Genomic DNA, 18,623 nt, shown 5'->3' on the forward strand with positions numbered 1-18,623 from the left:
CTGCCGGCGATCAGCGCTGTGCTGGAGGGGAAGGTCGGTAAGTGGGGTTGGCCAGGGATCTATTGAATCGGCTGCACCTGCGGGATGTTCCCAGGGACCGATTGAAAAAGAAGGCAAGACTGCGCAGCAACCTTTTCCTGCAACGCCATCAATTCTCCAGCTCGGCCTCGGCGCGAGGGTATTGGCCTGGTGAAGTCCAAGACACGCGAAATGATGATGGTCAACCTACTGGTGTCGTCCAATTGGCTGGGGCTGGGCTGGCCATATGTTGAAGGTGGTGAGCACGGCGTCACCCTGGTCGATACTAAGCACGCGGGAGTTTGGCGCTTAAGCACTTCTCGCAAGTCCTCGGTTTGGGTTGCGGGTTAATCCTCCTCGATCATTTGGCCAGGTCGGCATGTTTCTCACTGTGCGAAATGGCAACAGCAGCCCCCGCCAACCCGATCCATCCTTACGTCTGCAGCCATCCCCGATGCTGCCCCGTGATACCGCCACTCATCCAAATAGGTTGTTAAGCCTTCTGGATGCCGGACCTCAGATTTAGCAAAGCAGGTCGTGAGTGTATTGCTGAGTGATGTCTGCCTGAATGAACCAGTCCGGCTTCTGTTGGCATCGGGATGGGTTCCTGGAGTGTGATGGTTTGGAACACACACACGCGTTCAGCTGGTGTCGCCCTTTTGCAGCAATAGAGGAAGGCCCAGGGCAGGGCTCGCGGGGCATCAATCAGAGGCGTTGGGGCGTTGTGTTGGACAGGACCTTAAGGCAGCAGAAGCACAGCGATACCTGAATTGCCACAAATGTCGATCACGGTTTGCACGGCATGGGCGGCATGATTTTTTGAAGGCAGTGCCAGCGCAGCTGGTTTCTTCGCCACAAGGAATGCTGCGAGTTCAGCGAGGGCTTCAGCACGATTGGCTGAGGACAGTGGTGATACGACACACCGGTACCCCAGCAGTGTTTGCCCGGGCAGAACGGTGACGGCCATTTCCGGAAGCATCGGACAATCAACCAGCGCTACAGATCCCGTTCGTGAACTGCCAAGTCGGTAGCTATCAAGCGTCGATTTGTTCCAGAGCTTTCTACCAGAGCCAGACAGCGAATCAGCTGGAAGTCTTCCATCTTCCGCCATGCGGCCAAGCGTATGCCTGGAGATCATCAAGTACACAGCAGCCTGAGTGATTGTGAATGTCTTCAAGCTGGGCAGTCCTTGTTGGAGAAAAGGTGGGGGAGTGCGTCGAGGATCGTCATAAAAACGAGGGACGCATCTTCGGATTTCCACGACTACTTACGTTGATTTCTCAGAATTACTTCCGGGACTACGACAAATTATCGAAGGTCAATAAACTCAAGAAATCCAATCGGTTATCTCATTATTACATTAGACGGGGATTTAGCGTTTCACAGGTACAGCGCAACCATCGTGGGGCAGGTTTATTAGCGCCTCCTTTTTTGTCGATTATGTAGCAGACCTGCGATGTTTGCACCCAAAAGGCGCCGTGATGATCCATTTGAAATTCTAGGGGGTGTTTTGAGGTGCACGAAAGGGGGTGATAGGGATAATTGGGTAGTTACGGGGATTTACGTGGAGAAATGGTGTTAATACAGGGTTTATGGCGGCGCTGCTCAAGGTGCGCCTGGAAAGGGGATGGGGGTTTATGAGGTGGTCAAAAGGGAAGGATGGGGCGGCATGGGGTAAGTAGAGGGATAGTTGTGGGGAGTAGGGGCTGGTCGTGGCGCTAAGTGGCCTAGCAGTACCCGTTTGCTACCAAAGCAACGAAAAGCCATGTTTTTAGGATGAAATTGCAACTATGCGCCGGAATATTCGTGACCTGGACCATGTGGGTCCCTTTGTCGACAAACTCAAATCTGCTATCGCAACTAGGCACGCCATGCTTCACGAGTTGGTCGATCAGATCACTTTCGCCCACGAGAAACTGTTGAAGTCGGCGGTTGCTCTTCTTGCTCAGCTCGAAATGTTCCCAGCGAATCATGCCGGCGAAATCCACACCATCGTCTGGCGCTGGCGTCCGCATAGCAACGTGACGAAGGTCCGTTCGATTGAGGTGCTTCTTTGCATTGATGATCGAAGTAAAACACCGCGCACTCAAAGAATGGTTTCCCTACGCGAGCATTCAACTCGTGTTGAGTTGTTGGCTCCTTCAATGGGGAAGAGAAAGGCTGCCCACTTTTCCAAAGGGTTGGATAAGTTTTTGGTCCAAGCGGACCTCGCAGCTCGCTGGGGTAGCGCCGGCAACCAACCTTCAATCTTAAACAACGGTGGGGTTCGCTCTGGCCTACTCAATTGGATTGAGGGTGTTTGCCTGACGTGTGAAAGCGCTGGTAAACGGGTGGCAGGGGTTGTCGAACGGTTTCTCGACATCGACGCGGAATTAAATGCCCTCACTTTCGAGTTCAATGAGGCACGCCAGCCAGTAAGATTCCACTCGATCATCTGCCGAAGGGATGTGCATGGTTCTGATCTGCTTGCGCCGTCGGCACCCAAGTTTCGTGTTGTCACGTTCTTTGATCGTAGGACCGGAAAGAGGAATAGCCGTGACGTGCAGTCCTACAAACTGCTGATGGCCACAACGAGGGTTGCTGCTGATTTGAGGCGGCTACTAGATCGTGAGCCAACGAAGGCTGAGGTAGAATCGCGTCGGGCTGAACAGAGAATGAGAAAGCCCAATGCACAGATCACATCAGAACTGATCTCGCACTGCAAACTTGGTAAACATTCAGCTGGGATACTCCGGCTGCAAAAAAAAATCGCAGATGCTATGGACGAATGGGAGGCACACCGAGCTTTCCTCCAAGCGCTGCTTTGAATGGGGTTAGAAGGAAGATGTCCGATAAGATCGAGCAGTTGATTGCCATTGATCTTGGCAATGGGGTGACCAGCTACCAGGCTGGTAACGGAAAAAGTGGAAGTTTCTCCTCACTCGTCGCAGCGGCAAAAGGCGGGCAAGGGCTGGGCAGTGGCTTTGTACGAGAGGCCTTTAAACTGAAAGACGGCAGTTCGTATTACGTGGGTGAAGACTGCCGCGAATCAGGTGCGCTCGTTAGAAGTACGGATTCCAGCTTCTATAAGTCGAACGAAATTCGAGTGCTTTTCCTTAAAGTACTCAGAGAAGTGGACGTCAAGAACCCTGTGATTGTGACTGGCTTGCCGACGGAGTTTTTCAACAACCACCGCGAGGAGTTCTCCAATCGACTCAAACAGTGGGCTATCGATGAAGGGTTCAACCCAAGCAAGATCCAAATCATGCCGCAATATGCAGCTCCCTGGTTCGACCCTAACCTGCTTGATGAAAATGGAAATCCGATCGAGCCTGACTTTGTCTTACGCGGCAAAATTGGGATTCTGGATATTGGCCATGGCACCACCGATCTCGGTCAGTTTGAGGATGGCAAAGTGGCGGACCATCGCTATGGCGAGTCCCATGGTGTATCGAACATCCACAAAAACCTGTTCACACAGTTGGCCACCCCAGACGCGCTGAATGAACTGATCAAGTCCCCAAAGTCGAGGCTTCCCAAAGACTTCCGGTTGGACTCGCAGACCACAGTATTCACTATGGATAAATGGATGCGTGCTGGCAGCATTCCTTGGCGGGGAGAAGAGATTCCTCTCGAGGAAATTAGCTTGCCGGCCCGGGCAAAATTTGCAGATGAAGTGTTACCGCGTTGCATCAAGGAACAATGGGGAAGCACTGACTTTCTGAGAGCTGTGATCTGCGCCGGCGGCGGATCAGTAATCTTGGGCACAGACCTTCTCAAGAAGCACATCAAAACGAAAATTCTCCGCGCAAAAGACCCAGAGCTTTCAATCGTGCGTGGGTTGTACCGGTTCTACGTAACGCAATTCTTCAAAGCGCATGCGGTGGTGCAGCATGCCCGCGGATAAGCCGAGGAAAATCGAGCTCCGGGAGTTCCTTGTTCCTGGGCACCATGATGCATTGCTAGCGGTACTGCATTTGCATCACCGCAAAGCAGGCAACCAACTGGTGCTTTCAATATCTGAAGCATGTTTGCCAACCTGGCCACTTAGCATGTCGGACTATGAGCCTCCGTCTGATGAGTTGCTGGAACGAACGAGGATGAAATTCACAATCCGCGAGGATAGACATCCAAACCTGTATCGGTTGTATCGCTCGATTGGTCTGGGGTCGAAAGGGCAGATTTTTTGTAATTTGTTCAATCGCCATCAGATGATCAAAGCTGAGGACCCGGAAGGCGTGAATGCGGCTGTGACGAGGATGCATGAGCGGCAACTTGGAGTGCTGCCTGGCAGTGGGTCTGAGACCAAGGTTGTTGCAGCTGAACCTGCAGAGAAAGTTGAGATTGGAGCGTCGCCATCAACGGAACCTAAGGTTGAGTCACCGAAGGTTGATCCGCTTCAGGAGGATTCAAAGCTTGCGCCGGCGCCAGAGGAAAAAGTGCGCATCGATCCGCTAGCTGAAATACCACCGATGCAATTCTAGCCGGGTGGCCGAATCCACCCGCTAGTAAATCCAAAAATCTAGGAGTCCTTGGTCCGGGAGGACTCCGATTTTAAACACTCCCTCCCAGTCTCCAAAGCTTTGTAGCAACGCATTCAGCTCATTCGCGCAGCCCATTACCGTTGCAAACGGCAGTTGGGGGGCTTCCAAGATTTCTTCAACCTCACCAGTCTTCGGCGTGAAGCGAAAGCACATTGTGGTGCTGGATTGCTTCATCGCCAGCAGAACGATGTGTTCAGCCACGGCAGTGATGACTTCCTGCTTGCCCATTCTGAAATCTCCATGCTGAATCGCCAATGCACAAATCGTGATCCTGGATTACCGGTTTCTGGTGTTGGCATAATTTCTTATGAAAACGAACCGGCACCGCTAGTGGCACAGAAATGAGTGAGTAACCTAGGCAGATCGAATCAACGCCTTGCGGTAGACCTTCATGTGTGACATCCAGCCTGCAGAGACATACGAAATTGGTGGAACGAAAATCCCGTCGCCTACAGCTTCATGGATGTGGGCGTTGAACGTCGAACAGTACGGAATCTCAAAGACGCCATTTTCCCCCAGCTTGTCGCGGAGAAGAGCGGCCTGTTCTGCGGGGAGGTTCGGGAAAATGCTGATAGCCTCATCGATAAGTTTCAGCTCTTCCTTTAGTGCGCCCGGGCTCATGAATGGATGCTCCGCTTGCTGCAATTTGCGGCCAGGATACACCGAAGAAATTTGGGGTAAGGCTTCTGCCACAAATTCAATGCGCGATACTACCTCCTCAATTGTGATGGTCCATGGGTACGGGTTTTTCAGGTCCGCGGCCAATGACACGAGCTCCACTGAGAAAGGAATCAGAGCCTCGCTGGCACCCTCACCGCTGCAACGCACCAAGTTGCCAAGGCAATCGAGCACGTAAGCAGGATGAGAGGACCCGTTGGATGAAAAAAACAGTTCACCAATCATGACTACTTCTTATCGACGATTAATTTGAAGGTTTCTAGCACGCGATCGACGCCTGTTTCGATGTAGTACTTGCCGTAGTAGCCGGCGCTTGGAAGCCCAGCAGAATGCCTGTTGTCTGCAATTTCAAGATCCTTGTATGGTCCACCCATATCAGTGACGATTGCCGCCTCTACCTGACGGGCAGTAGCGGTATCATTTTTCTGTGGTAACCAGGCTCGGACTACTTTTCCATCACCGTTAACCAGGAAAACCATGGTCGGCCAATAGTCATAGAACGGACTTGCTTCGTCCGTGCTACCTCCCATGTGGTCGATCACATACTTTTGAATGGTTGCGTGATCACTATTGCCCTGGGGCAAGAATGGTGCGATCCAATCCTTGTACGAGAGACGATCGGTTCCTGAGTACCGAGCAGCAGGGGACACCATGTAGTTGTCGATGCAGAGCCGGAATGCTTTCTCGCAAGGTTCATTGTTGAACGACAGCCAATTACCGTTCGAGTTGTCATCCCGGTTTATGAGCGAGTCGGGCAGACTGTCGTAGCCAAGGTAGTTGATTTCAAGTGGCACCTTGTTGTCACGAACGAACTTACTGATCTGTGCAAGAAACTGAGTTTGCTCCTTAGCTCGCTGGGCGGCGGTAGCTGCTCTAGTGAACCCTTTGTTCAGAAATGCCAAGTCACCTTTTGGCGCTCGGGCATCGGAGTAGACGTTTGAAGCAACCCAAATCGACCACCCGCGTGGTTTCCATGTGGTTCGTTGGAAAAACCATTCACGTTTTGTCGCTGCATTATCGTTTGTTCTGAAATCCAACCGGAAAACTGAGCCAGGCAGACGAAACGCTGGCGACCCGCTTACGTCCCCGCCAATCACCGGTAATTCTTGTTTATCATCGCCGCAACCATAGAGTGCGAGAGCGATAACGGTGGCAACAAAAAATTTCTTCATCATTCATCTCCAATCAGAGGACGTTAATCCGTATAACGGCCAATGCCCGGATTCCAAGAACAAAAATCAAAAAAGAAGAACGCAGGGTTGGTTTGTCCATCTTTGCAGCTCCTGCGCTTGAGATCCTACCGTTCAGTACCCAGAATCAGAAAGAAAAAACCCGTCAATCGACGGGTTATTTCTGCTTAGGGTTTTTTCGGCCCATTAGGAGGAGGTGGTTTTGGGTGGTTCGGATATTTTCCAGCGCTGGTTGGTGGCGTCTGCCCACTGTTATTTGGTTGGGTTCGTCCCGGAGTTGATCCACCGGAGGAAGAGGGCGCCCGGCCGGTGTTACTACCTGCATTTTGATTTGAATGCCCACTATTCTGACCGCCACCGCCACCGCCAATAGAAGATCCACCTCCAGAAGATCCACCACTGTTATTGGTTGAAGGCTTAGGCGCTGATTTGACCGGATTGAGGCCAATGCTGTTTCGTGATCCGGAAGAGGCGTTCGGGACAGAATATTTGGCTGACATTTGTCCGTACGCATTGGTTATCGAGGCAATAGAATTTCCACCCCCCGAAATTTTTCCGCCTGCAGCTGCACTGCCTGCGATTGCAGATCCACCCTTCGCTAACAATTTCCCACCGCCGGCCACCATGCTGGCGGCCTTAAGGACAGCTCCAGAGATGGCAAGGCCAGTTGCTGCCATACCTGTAGCCGCACCGCCTGGGTTGAAGCCGGATAGGCCCTTTACGTCATCCCATATGAGCATTTTTGCGATGATTATTTCAACGGCCGTGAGAGCAATAAAGATAATGTACTGGGCAGAACCCGCAGAAATGAGCAATGCCCAGTTTTCAGTGTAGTTTCCGGCATTGTAACCCTCCATAAGCTCACCATTCATGGCTAAAAGAGATGATGCCATAGTAAGACACATATCATTTATGAAGGGTATTGTGAAAGCAAAAACCAGAAGTTTGACATAGCTAATTAGAATGTTGGGAGAGATAAAAACGGCGAATATACAAATGATGGGGAATAGGACTATAAGCATCCCAGCTAACATTGCGCAGCCGTTAATCATGGCCGGGATTTTGAATTTCAGCATCCATTCTCTGAATTTCATACCAATATCCTGCATTCCAGTCATGGTGCTATCCGCTACTGCCGATAACAGGGACGGTGTTTCTTGCCCTGGGTAGAGTTGATTGGCATACGGTTTCATATTCTGGAGGCTAGTATTTTTTAGTTTGTCCTGGGCGATTTTTGCATTAATTTGCTGTATCAGCATAGTTTGAGCTGACATACCATCACGCATTAAGGCTGTTTTTTGCCCACCTAAACCTACCGCTGCTGCTGCGGCATTGTAATTCGCAACGCCTTTTGCGACTAACAAATACATTTGCGCACAGCTCTTAGGGTAAAAAGCATTTTTTTGATCTTCTGGTAAAGGTGAGCCGCCGTCCTGTCCATATGCGGAATTTTGGTATTCAGATCCGAAAGGTCCAGAAACAGCATTTTCAAGTTCGGGGCCAGAGCCTTTACCTTTTAATGCAGTTTCCCAGTAGGATTGGGATGGTAATTGATACCCTCCAGCTGGAAATTGTCCGCTAAAGTAAGGATTGGCGGTGTCGGGGATGCTGTTTAACATTGCAATCCCTTTTGCGATTCCATCCTGAATTTTATTTTCAGAATTGGCCACCGTCATGTTCTCGTCATACATTGTAAAGGGTACAGAGCTGGACATGTATTTAGTCAGGTCTTTGTCCTTATTTTTAATGGCCTCGAGCATTTCCTTGCTCATTGTAAATTGTGCTTCTGCTTGACCAATACCCGATGACCCAAATAGGCCGACTGCCCACCCAGTTTTTCTAGTCTCCTCTGTCATGCCTGCCGATTGCTCAACGGCGCTCTGGCAATGAGTAATATAGTCGTTCATCATTGTTGCGAGTGGACTACCCGCGTATCGTGCGACTGTACCCTCATTAGTCACGTGGTAGGCATTATTGAACGCTAGTTCGTTAGCGCCTTCTTTATTGACGCTATCTAAGGCGCTTTTGAATAATGCATAAACGTTCCCAATAATCGACAATGAATAGCCAGCTCCTGCAGCTAAGCCAACCTCGCTCTGGTTGGGCCCGACTTTGTAGTTGCCTGGTTGTAAAAGCATGCCCGTTAAAATAACGATTACCATTGCACCAGCGGCGGTTCTAAGCTTATCAACGGGTGACTTTAGAGCCAATACACCAACCCATGCAATACCGCCAATCATGACCAGATCCAAAGCTGCCTTTGTAAAGACCTGGTGATACGCCTGCCAGATGTTGACGTAATGGCTGACAATGTCGAGAAAGTAGCCATCTACGAGCTTTAGGAAGTCGTAATTGGCAATACCAGTTTCAACGTCTACAGTTGAATCGGCACTGGTAGTCATTATTTGATTGCCTCTACAGTAGACTGCAAAAATTGATTACGTTCTTTATCGTGCTCAATCTTCGATTTTAAGGCGTTATATTCTTTACGCAGGCCGTCAACTGATAGGTTGGTCCTGGCGACATTGTCAGGACTGAGCAGTTGCCCGTCAGCTTGGTTTGCGACGCCAGTAGATACACCAATCTCAATTTTAGAAATTACACCGTCAAGTTCCTTCATCATAGCGAGGGTCGCCAGATTTCTTTGAGTCGATGCAAATAATGCTGGATTGTTTTTCGCAAGTCCTCGCATAAGCGTGTATTCAGCGTCAGTAACAACAATATCAGCTTTATTGACTAGATCTTTGAACTCTTTGCTTTGTTGAAAGGTTTTGCGGTCAGCGCTGTAGATGCCATGATATGTTTCCATGTAACCCGTAGTCATTTCTTTTGATAGCGCTTCAAGATTAGTGGTTCGAGGCTCTACTGTAGTTGCGCCATCTTGCGAGCTGTATGACGGAATCAGCCCGGCGTATTTCTTAATATCATCGCAGCCCAGTTCTGACGCAGCCAATACGAGTGCACGGGACCCTTCGGTATCTGCATTGCTGCAAGACTTACTTGTGATTTTTCCAGCATTACCACTCGAACCGGAAACGGACCCTGTTCCAGAACCAGAACCAGAACCAGAACCAGAGCCAGCGCTTGATCCAGAACCCGATCCGCCGCTCTTGACTCCAACGAGCCCGCCTGATGCACTTGATACAGTACCCATTAAGCTCTTAGCGCGATCACTAGCCATCGATTTCATCTCGCTGGCTTTTTTAACCAGAGAGTGTGTGATGCCTTCGCCGGTCATACAATCAGTACTTTTGTACCCGGCATCAGCAGTACAGTCGGCCTCAGCAAGTTCTTGTTTCTTCTGTTCATACGCTAGATCCGCTTTCTGGCGGACCCCGCTGCAAGTCATGTTGGACATGTCCAGGCCAAACTGCCCAACGTTGTTCATCTGGTCAATCACTGATTTTACTGTTGGCTGGCTGTACGCAAGGTACATGATGGCCAGTGTTGGGGCTTGTTGAATAAACTGCTCGATCATGCCGGAATATTGACCCATCTGACCGTCAAGTACCCCGCCCAGATTTAAGCCATTGCAGCCAATCCCAACTTCTGTAGAGCCATATGCGCCAACAAGTTTTGTTTGATTATTTTGAAATGGTGTAAATGTGTCACTGCTATAGCCAACACCAGCTTTAGCGTCGTTCACAGCGCTGCCGTTGATCCTGGTTCCGAACAGACCATTGACATCCTGCATCCGCAAATTCCACGGAGTATCATCAGATGTGGGGGCCTGAGGTTCATCGTTGTATCCATAGTTGGCGAAAGCGGAAGTGGACGCCGCAATCAATGCTGCCGCAAGAAAACTAGTGAGGTTTTTATACTTCATTTGTCAGATTCCTTGCTTGCGGCTTGAATGTATGTCATTGCCTGTAACCGATCTTCGAGCTGGCTCAGGGTTTTATTACCAACTAGCGTGGCTCGTGCGGATTTGGTTGAATTGTCAACCCAAGAAATAGGCCAGGCTGTGATGCCGAGTTTTTCAAGTTTTGCACGCTCGTCGGTAGAGACAATGCGCCCGGTCAACCCACGATTTGTGACATGTTTTATGAATGCTTCTTTATCGCTGTCGAGTTGGAAAATTTTAATTTTTAATTTTGGGTACTTTTCTTGTAGCTTGGAAAGAATATCAAGTTGCCGCTCACAAACTGGGCATGTCGATTCAACGAATACCGACATGCTGATCTGATCTGTGTTGATGTATTTGACAGCGGTGGCTTTCTCTTTAGCGGCATCAAGTCCTTTCATATTCTGGAGTTCGCCAGCCTGCCATGTTGCCATTTTGTAAAGCTCTGCCGACTTCGTATACTCACCCCAGGTTTTGTCCATATACATAAGGTAGTCTTTCGCAGCTTCAGGGCTCTGCTCCAGCTGAAGCCGTATCATGGCGCTAGGTGTTCCTGGTGAGAAATTAAACTCAAGGCCAGTTTTATTCACGAAGCGCATGGGGGCAGAAGGGTTTTTTTTTGCTGCTCTGTTCATTTCAGTGCAGTTCTTCATCCATTCCATATTCTGGCAATCGAGAATATTCGGTAGCTTATCAATCGCTGCATTCTCACGCTCTTGAGAATTTCGGTCTACTTTGTCCATTGCGCTGGCGATCGCATCTGCAAGAACATCATTTGGGTTCGATGCGTTTGAGAATACGCTTGATGCGTTAAGCGCGATGCCACCTGCAATAAAAGCTAAGATAAATTTTAGGTTCTGGTTCATGAGTTATTACCTTAAAACCATTGATAATTCGCTAATTAAGCTATGCGTATTGTTGATAATTCTTGCATTTCCATTTTCGGGAACGAGCACGACTGCGGGTGTTGTCCGAACACCGTATTTTCTGGCTTCTTCGCCATTCAGGTCCGGCCTGAACCCAACTATTGGCATCGATCCGGATGCGGGCGTAAATACCTGCTTCGGGTCCCAAGTTTCTGGGTCAATCAGCACGAAAAATTGAAATTCAACCTTGTCGCCAAATCGGACCTTTGTTTGTTCTGACATTTCGATCAGATCTTTAACAGTCCCTGAATTGTCCGATATAAAAGCTTTAACTGTTACCTGCGGGGGGATTGTCGGTTGTGGTCCTTGAAATTTTGCTATTTGTGCTTGGACCTTTGCGTACGCCGCTTTTGCGGATTCAATATCCTTGGGCAGAGGAATACCACTTGTGCCACCAATCGTAGGTGGAGCGCCGGCAGTAGCCATCAGCGCTTCCACCTGTTTCAACATTGCCGCGCTGCCCTTGTGCCCACGATCAGCAGCGGCGGAAAAAAACTTCTTAGCTCTTTCTAGATGGTCAGGGTATTCAGTTGACCGAAGCATCAGCACGCCCAGGTGATACATGGCAATGACATTACCGGCCTTAGCTTCAGGAAATAGAATATTCCACGCCTTTTCTTTTTCCCCTTTCAGCGACAACATTAAGCCTTCACCTACCCGTTGGTCTTGAGTAGTAGGCTGTTGCTCGGCATATGCCATGGTTGTTAATAAACTAATTACCAATGGCCAGTGGTACGGACGCATTCCGTTTCTCCGTTTTATATTTCGGCATGAAATCTGCAATGTACCGTTTACGATGTGCTGGTGTGCTTGAGTGGTAATACCCGACTGCTGCCAGATCGCTTCCATACTTTTTCTTTAGATCGGCTAAATGGTCAGCTGCGTAATTCAGGTTGAACCTTGGATCAAACCATTGCTGAACCGTCGCAATACCTTGGCCATGCCATCTGTAATTAATTTGAGCAATTCCGATGTCAGTGTTGATTAAGCGAAGCTGTCTGAACCTCACCTGGCCTGGTTCGACATCCTTACTGTCATCGGTTCTTAAAAGGAAGGCCGTACCGTTGCCTGAGTTTGAACGGCGTACAGTCTCAGCAAAGCTTTGGGCTTCTAATTGGTTAGCAAAAAACCGGCGAGTCATGGTCTTTCGGCTTGATACGAACTTGACCATCCATGGGAACTTTGTGAGTGCCCAAAGTGTTTGAACAGCCGAGTTTTTATCCCCAAATTGAAATCCTTCTCCGTCGGCATTAAAGGTCCAGGGATTTTTGTTTGATTCCTGCGCAGCTATTGTTCTTAAAACAATAGGATCAACTCCTTTTTGAGTTGCCACATAGTCGATCAGAGGGTCATAGGGCGACGCGGAGGCCTGGCTGGCTGAGATCAGGCTAAAGAGAAGTATTGATATGTACTTCACGTTGATCACCCCTCAAGCGTTGTGAAAAGGTGTTTCTTCAACCACACAACACATCGTTTGCGTTCAGGGAAACAGGCTTCGAGCCTTCGGAATAACGGGGGATGCGGGTCACTAGGATCGGTACCGAGAAGTCTGTGCAACATCTCGTGATGCAACGCGTACCGGATAACGCATTTGGGGGCGTCATATCCAATTGACTTGCTGAGGCTCTGGTGAATGATGATCACCTCTTTACCGTCCCGGGACTCGGTGCTTCCGGCAGGGACGTAAAGGGTGTCTGTACTCACTTTATTGATGGTCCTTGCAACGTTCTCCCACGACGAATCGTCAAGTTTTTGAAGCACCTTCACGTAGAGTTTCGTCGCTTCTATGTGCTTGATTTCAACCAGAGGCAGCAGTGCCGACCTGGCCTGCAAGTAGTCATTGCCGGCCATTCGATCGAGCGCAAACTGGAGGTTTATTTTCAGGTCATCACTGAGTCCGTCAATTTCCATCTTTGGCTCATCGGCCTCACTGGCGCTGGGAATACCCCAGAGCACAGCGAGGTCCATTTTTGAGCTAAAAAAGCAGCGATTTACGTCCTCGGCCAACCATCTCAAAGATGCTTGGTCGGCCTCGGAAACCTGCTGATGTACGTTATAAAGCGCACCCATACGGCTGACTCCAGAACTTGTGCATTACTTGTCCATTCGAGTCCTGAAGGTCGAGCCGATCGCCGGTGATAGAAACGCGGTACCCATGGAGGTTGTCGCCTTGGCCTACCATGTTTTCCTCGCCTGAATCGACGATGAAGGCATGGGCTACGCAGGTGACGCAGTTCCGGGCAGCTGGTGCCACCGCTTTCACACAAACTTTCGGCCTCGGTTGAAGCACCGCCACAGGTTTGACCTGAGGGGATGTCCTTTTGGCAATCACTGGGGAGTGCTTCGCAGGCGCCACTGCGTGTGGTTTTGCGGGTTTGGATTGCGCCTTGAGAGGCTTATCGTTCTTCGCAACTTTTAACTGGTCTTCCAAAGACTTGATCAGCTCGTCTTTGGCCTTCAGTTGGGCACCCATCAAAGCCAGCTCTGCACCAGAATTGTCCTGCAGTCTCGGCTGGCTACCACTATCCGGGTTTGAAATTTGCGTGCCAGCCAAAACAGGGGCTGGTTTTCCCAGCATGGTGGGAGACATCAGCGACGTATCTGGGGAGGTCGCGGGTGCTGGTTTCGGAGATCCAAACGGATTGGTTTCGGCTTTGTTTTCCTGGGCGCCTGGCGTGGTTGATGTTGCATTCGCACCGTAGAGTTCAGCTGGTTCAGTTTGTGGCGCGGCCACCGTTGCTGGCTGCACGCTATTGCTCGAAGTCCCTGGGGTAGGGCCACTAACGGCGATTTTTTCGGCGCTAGTTGGGAATCCGAAAGCGTCCAGGGCAGCTGGCTCAGCAGTTGGTTTTGTTGTGCCGGTCAGATCTGCTTTTTCATCAGGTCCATGCGCAGGCCCATCAAGGTTCAAATCATCAAGCGTCTTTCCTACAGCGTCATCCTCTCGAGGTTGCTCTCCAAGAGGAGAGGGCAGTGTGGAGGCTATATTCGCCTCACCCTTCTGTGACGCCCCTTGTGCAAAGTCGATTGCCAATTCGCCAGGTTTGGCAGTTGGGGTGTCATGGGATGCTGAAGGAGTGACGGACACTTGTGGTGTGACCATGGCGTTTCTCACTACGAAGAAACCGACCACCAACAATGCGCACAACAAAGCCTTCTTTTTGGCCGATAAGTTCTGTAAGCCGCCGCTGTGCTTCGGCTTTTTCTTGTCGGTGTTGGATGGTTCGAGCGGATCAACTAGCAGATCGTCGTCGTGATGTTGCTGCTCCGGTCCATTTTGCGGTTCTGACCCAGCTTCGATGAAATCTTCGGTAATTGTTGGGTCAGCAGGTGCAGCTTTATTCTTGCCAGCGCCCTTCATTCCGTTAAGTCCGACTTTCAAACTGTTGACCAAATCGCCAAGGCCGCTTTTTTTATCATCACTCATGTTCACTGCGCTCCTAAGACTGGCAGATAGGTAGGTGCTTCTTCGGTCCAGCGGCCGGGGGCGATCTGGACACATTCCTCATGTTCTGGAATGAGCATGCCGTTTACGACACGCCCTGGAATCTTCACGCCGCAATTAACCTGCGGGGCGTCCCAGGTAAAGCGATCTCTTGCGCGCATCTTTCCTTTCATGTCAGTTAAAACCTGACTCACGCCCTCGGCGTATGCCCGTCGCTCTAGTTCAGTTTTAGGCGCATAAAGTTCTTTCACAGGTTTCTTTGCCTGATCAACAATTGTCTCGCGCGGTTCGTATTTTTCCGAACAGCCAGCCAGCAGTACTAAAAGCGCTGCGCACATTACTGCTTTAGGCAACTTGGCCATAACGGGCTCCATATGGGTGAGTAGTCGAAAGTAAGCTGATGGCTTTTTGGCGAGCGATGGTTGCGTCACCATACTGAGACATCAGTTCCTCAGTTTTGAGTTCACGCATGCGATAATCATCAGGATGAGAGCTCGCGATCCAAAGTGTCATTGGGCTAGAGAAAAGGCGAAATACACCTGAGTAATAAAGGCTTTGGCTTGTTCGCATTCGGTAAAATACCTCCGAATACATAGGCGGAAGGGAAGCCAATGATTGCCAGAGGTCAATTTCTTCATCAGTGAATGCAAGTTCGGTCTTAGCGATCATGTAGTCTGATTGCGAACAGGCAAGGAAGAAATAATGGCTGGTGTTTTCTAGGATGCCGTCCTGCGTGTCACCGCTACCGTTACCTTCAGCGCGAATGAGATTTACGAAGTCTTTGACGGTCTGGCTGATCAACAGGCACCCAGCGCCATACCGGCGAAGTTCTCGGTAGAAACTTGAAAGTGCATTTGCTGCGTTCGGATCAGATAGAGTCGCCCAGGCCTCGTCTACTGCAACTACTTTTTTGCGACTTCGCTCAAGTTTGAATTTGCAATAGATATCGATTTGACGGAATAGGGCGAGCGTCACAACACCCAGAGCGGGTGATTTTGCCATTCGCTGAGTTTCAAGGACTGTGAAGTCATTGTCCCAGTCAACCTGAAGGAATCCGTCAAACAGCGCAGCGAATGGGCCGTTCCCGTAATAAAGGGTCAGGTTTTGAGCGAGAACATTACCCTTCTGCTCATCGAAATCGGTTTTGATGAGATACGGGATGTAATCGCTAAAACGCGGTTCTTTTGTGGGATTAGTTTCGATCCAGTCTTCGTAAAATTCCGCCATCGCTTGATATAGAAGCGAGACAGTAACCTTTGTAAGTGATGACTTGGTATTGCTCGAGCCGTCACCTGCTTCCATCATCATGATCAACATGCGCGCGATGAAGAACATGTCCTCCAGTGACGGCATGACGTTTCGTCCGTTCTCATCTTTTTGAAGGTAAAACGGATTTATACAAATTGGGTTGATGGTGCGCTCAGTTACAGGGTCTACGAAGGGCTCTGTTGCGAGTCTTACGTAGTTGCCACCGAGCACCATGCAAAGGCTTTCATATGAATCACCTTTGTCGATGATCCAAACTTTCGGTCTGTATTTGACGCGCAGCGCCATTAATAGATTGTTGAACGTGAAGCTTTTTCCGGAGCCTGTTGTCCCACAAATAAGAGAATGTGCGGTGTTGACGTTGCGGCCCCAAAGATCAAGAAAAATTGGTTGGCCGGCACGGTTATTCATTAAAATAGCCGGGTCTGTGACACCCTGGTACTCAACAAATAACGGTGAAAGATGAGATAAGCTTTCAGTTAGATGCGGGATATCACGCTTAAGCAGTTTCATGCTGCTTTGACGGAAGTTAAATGGCAGGCTGTTTCGTATTACGACATCGCCGCGAAGATCTTCCTTGTGCCCAATTCGCCAAAGCAGATTTTCAAGCTGCATTGCTTGATCATCTATGTTGTCTTTATCGAACCCCATTAAGTTGACGTGTATGGAAACATCAAAAAACTGAGACCTGTCGTTCACGTTCTCTGAACTTATCTTGTTCCTTACGGCGTTAAGGTCGTCTTTCTGTTGTGCCAAGGTGACGTTGTCACCGATACGCATCGCTTCTTTTGCCGCGATCATCCGACCACGTACTAAGAGCCGTGCCATTACAAGGATGTTGCTTGGTACGGTCCAGTTCAGGGCGATTAGGCATTCCGACTCGACGCCGGCCATGACTTGCTGAAGCATGCCAGGCATGCTGCGGACTGGTTTACCCAAGACCGAAACGGGACGGATGTAGTAGGGCACACCCCGGTCGTGAATGGTCCAACCTTCAGGCTCAGATTCAACGTGTGCGAAGCTGGCAGTTGCTGACAGGCTCTCCCTGTGATTGACCAGGTTCGGATTCTGAAGCGCTTCCAGTACTGGAATGTCGGCACGATATCTGGGAGGCTCAATTTCAAAGGCGCGAATTGGATTGAGCAGTTGGTAATGAAGATTGATGTATCCCTGTCCGGTCAGTACCTCTGGCTGGAAGTTATACGTCACCATGCTTTGTTCGATTTCGTGGCAGTAGCGGCCAAATTGTTTGGCTTGCTTGTTGTATGCCTTCTGTACCATTTTGTTTGCGTCGGCGAGTCCGACGGCAGCTAGCGATGAACGAAAGGCAGAATCAATGAATTTGCCGAACAAGTATTCTGGCGACCACATGAATACGAGGTAAAAGTCATTGGTGAAGGGAAATCGACCTTCTCGGACTTCACGTTCAATTGCTCGAGTTGCTTCCTCCCGAACATCGTCATCAGCGTCATCCAACTCCGCAAGGGCGTCATCTTTCATTTGCTGCATGACGCTGTTCGATGCCTGGCTGAAGAAGCCCTGTGGAGAGCTTGCTGCGCGAGCCTGGCGATCAATGATGGAGTGGGCAATTTCTGAAGCGAACGCTCCAGCTTCGGGGTCGATCTGGTCCTTGTATCGGCCTAGAACCTCGCGGATGTCCCGATGAGTATGGCGAAGCATCTGCCCTGAACTGCCAGCGGGGTATTTGTTCAGGACATCAGCAAAGTAACCAGTGATCGAAAACAACTGGTTGTTGTTGAGCATGGATGCATCCACGCCTGAAAATTTCCAAATCTTCGCAAAACGCCCATCTGTGGTGTGGAAGTAACGACCGTTTGGCTCGTACACGAAGGCGTCTGACAAAAGCTGGATCGGCATCCCACCCTGGTAGTTACGACGGGCCAGACCCTGCAGTTCAGAGTCGTATAAATGGAGATCAGCCTTCTCAGCCATTGGTCGATACCTTCTTGGTTGCCACTATGACTCGCGCCTCTGGGTACACCGTGACGTGGGCGCTGCTGACACGAGTAAGGTATTCAGCAATGTCGGCGAGGGAGTTCGGTTGGGTATTGAGCTTTATGATTTCGTCCTGGTTAATCTGCGGGTCGAATTCCGCGTCATAGCCACTTGCTGCAGAGGCAAGTTTCAAAATTTGCCCCAATGAAAGGTCCTGGTTTTTGAACAATTGCGGCCATGGAATTTCGTCCGGTTCTGGCAGTTCGCGCGTGTCCAACGTGTTTGGCTTCGAAAAAATCTTCCTGTAAAGCTGGACGTCTGCCTGGCGTGCAGTCAGGTCTGTTCCGCTACCCAGAATTTGCTTTTCGTAGTACTCCCGGATGCCGTCTTTTTGCTCTTGGCGAATTCCTTCTGCCATAGCAGTCGTGCTCGCAATGAGGGCGAGGGCAGCGATCAATTTGCCCAATCTGCTTCCTCCACCACGATGTAGTCCCAGCTGCCGCCGTGCTTTACACCTGTCTTACGGTCTGCATAGGGGACGATCCAAACCGGGGCGACGACGTCCGGGTTACGAATTGGGTAATACGGTTCAGACGAACCAAGCTCAGGCCGCGCTCGCAACCCTTCACGAAGAAGGCGAACGGTGTCTTGCCCACCATTGGTGTTTACGGTGTCGTAGATCTGGTCCATCGATGCACTGTTCTTGAATGGTGCCGGGTCACTCATGCAGCCTGAGAGGAGGAGCACAGCTGCTGTCACGAAGAGGGTTCTTTTCAT

At 50.1% G+C, this 18,623-nt stretch carries 18 protein-coding genes; 3 read left to right on the forward strand and 15 right to left on the reverse strand.

Translation table 11 applies throughout. The features are described from left to right. Positions 1-757 precede the first annotated feature (757 nt). Positions 758-1,195: a helix-turn-helix domain-containing protein gene (locus ACQKP2_RS02135; protein ID WP_427573995.1), complete on the reverse strand. Its 438-nt coding sequence runs from the start codon at positions 1,193-1,195 to the stop codon at positions 758-760. Positions 1,196-1,808: 613 nt separating this feature from the next. Between ACQKP2_RS02135 and ACQKP2_RS02140 the strand changes: the two genes are divergently transcribed. From ACQKP2_RS02140 to ACQKP2_RS02150, 3 genes are read left to right on the forward strand one after another with little or no spacing between them, the layout of a single operon-like run. Then, complete coding sequence (locus tag ACQKP2_RS02140) at positions 1,809-2,825, forward strand: hypothetical protein (protein ID WP_427573996.1); 1,017 nt, start codon at positions 1,809-1,811, stop codon at positions 2,823-2,825. Positions 2,826-2,842: 17 nt separating this feature from the next. After that, complete coding sequence (locus ACQKP2_RS02145) at positions 2,843-3,904, forward strand: hypothetical protein (RefSeq protein ID WP_427573997.1); 1,062 nt, start codon at positions 2,843-2,845, stop codon at positions 3,902-3,904. Beyond that, the gene (locus ACQKP2_RS02150; RefSeq protein WP_427573998.1) at positions 3,891-4,481 is read left to right on the forward strand and encodes a hypothetical protein; all 591 of its coding nucleotides are present in this window, start codon (positions 3,891-3,893) and stop codon (positions 4,479-4,481) included. The genes ACQKP2_RS02145 and ACQKP2_RS02150 overlap by 14 nt, the downstream gene beginning before the upstream one ends. Before the next feature lie 21 nt (positions 4,482-4,502). Here ACQKP2_RS02150 and ACQKP2_RS02155 read toward each other — a convergent pair whose 3' ends face one another. The 14 genes from ACQKP2_RS02155 to ACQKP2_RS02220 all read right to left on the reverse strand — a co-directional run bounded on the left by ACQKP2_RS02155 (position 4,503) and on the right by ACQKP2_RS02220 (position 18,623). Further along, positions 4,503-4,769, reverse strand: coding sequence for a hypothetical protein (locus ACQKP2_RS02155; protein WP_427574000.1), 267 nt, complete (start codon positions 4,767-4,769; stop codon positions 4,503-4,505). Between the two features lie 126 nt (positions 4,770-4,895). Beyond that, entirely contained in the window at positions 4,896-5,444 is a 549-nt protein-coding gene (locus ACQKP2_RS02160; protein WP_427574001.1) for a hypothetical protein, read from the reverse strand. A 2-nt stretch (positions 5,445-5,446) separates the two neighbouring features. Further along, positions 5,447-6,391, reverse strand: a complete 945-nt coding sequence (locus tag ACQKP2_RS02165; protein ID WP_427574003.1) for a hypothetical protein — start codon at positions 6,389-6,391, stop codon at positions 5,447-5,449. Positions 6,392-6,576: 185 nt separating this feature from the next. Continuing rightward, on the reverse strand, positions 6,577-8,811 hold the full coding sequence (locus ACQKP2_RS02170) for a hypothetical protein (protein ID WP_427574004.1): 2,235 nt from the start codon (positions 8,809-8,811) through the stop codon (positions 6,577-6,579). After that, positions 8,811-10,235, reverse strand: a complete 1,425-nt coding sequence (locus ACQKP2_RS02175; protein ID WP_427574005.1) for a hypothetical protein — start codon at positions 10,233-10,235, stop codon at positions 8,811-8,813. Before ACQKP2_RS02175 ends, ACQKP2_RS02170 begins: the two co-directional genes overlap by 1 nt. Next, positions 10,232-11,119 (reverse strand): TlpA family protein disulfide reductase, encoded by an 888-nt coding sequence (locus tag ACQKP2_RS02180; RefSeq protein ID WP_427574007.1) that lies wholly within the window; start codon positions 11,117-11,119, stop codon positions 10,232-10,234. Before ACQKP2_RS02180 ends, ACQKP2_RS02175 begins: the two co-directional genes overlap by 4 nt. Positions 11,120-11,125: 6 nt before the next feature. After that, positions 11,126-11,923, reverse strand: coding sequence for a sel1 repeat family protein (locus ACQKP2_RS02185; RefSeq protein WP_427574008.1), 798 nt, complete (start codon positions 11,921-11,923; stop codon positions 11,126-11,128). Continuing rightward, complete coding sequence (locus tag ACQKP2_RS02190; protein ID WP_427574010.1) at positions 11,892-12,596, reverse strand: lytic transglycosylase domain-containing protein; 705 nt, start codon at positions 12,594-12,596, stop codon at positions 11,892-11,894. Before ACQKP2_RS02190 ends, ACQKP2_RS02185 begins: the two co-directional genes overlap by 32 nt. A 5-nt stretch (positions 12,597-12,601) precedes the next feature. Beyond that, on the reverse strand, positions 12,602-13,249 hold the full coding sequence (locus ACQKP2_RS02195) for a hypothetical protein (RefSeq protein WP_427574011.1): 648 nt from the start codon (positions 13,247-13,249) through the stop codon (positions 12,602-12,604). Then, positions 13,233-14,606, reverse strand: a complete 1,374-nt coding sequence (locus tag ACQKP2_RS02200; protein WP_427574012.1) for a hypothetical protein — start codon at positions 14,604-14,606, stop codon at positions 13,233-13,235. The genes ACQKP2_RS02195 and ACQKP2_RS02200 overlap by 17 nt, the downstream gene beginning before the upstream one ends. 2 nt (positions 14,607-14,608) lie before the next feature. After that, the gene (locus ACQKP2_RS02205; RefSeq protein WP_427574013.1) at positions 14,609-14,986 is read right to left on the reverse strand and encodes a hypothetical protein; all 378 of its coding nucleotides are present in this window, start codon (positions 14,984-14,986) and stop codon (positions 14,609-14,611) included. After that, a complete protein-coding gene (locus ACQKP2_RS02210) occupies positions 14,970-17,843 on the reverse strand; it encodes a VirB4 family type IV secretion system protein (protein WP_427574015.1) in 2,874 nt (957 codons plus the stop codon). The genes ACQKP2_RS02205 and ACQKP2_RS02210 overlap by 17 nt, the downstream gene beginning before the upstream one ends. Beyond that, positions 17,836-18,312: a hypothetical protein gene (locus tag ACQKP2_RS02215; protein ID WP_427574017.1), complete on the reverse strand. Its 477-nt coding sequence runs from the start codon at positions 18,310-18,312 to the stop codon at positions 17,836-17,838. Before ACQKP2_RS02215 ends, ACQKP2_RS02210 begins: the two co-directional genes overlap by 8 nt. Continuing rightward, on the reverse strand, positions 18,300-18,623 hold the full coding sequence (locus ACQKP2_RS02220; RefSeq protein WP_427574019.1) for a TraV family lipoprotein: 324 nt from the start codon (positions 18,621-18,623) through the stop codon (positions 18,300-18,302). Before ACQKP2_RS02220 ends, ACQKP2_RS02215 begins: the two co-directional genes overlap by 13 nt.

The organism is Pseudomonas sp. NPDC089569 (assembly GCF_050280625.1).
Classification (GTDB): Bacteria; Pseudomonadota; Gammaproteobacteria; order Pseudomonadales; family Pseudomonadaceae; genus Aquipseudomonas.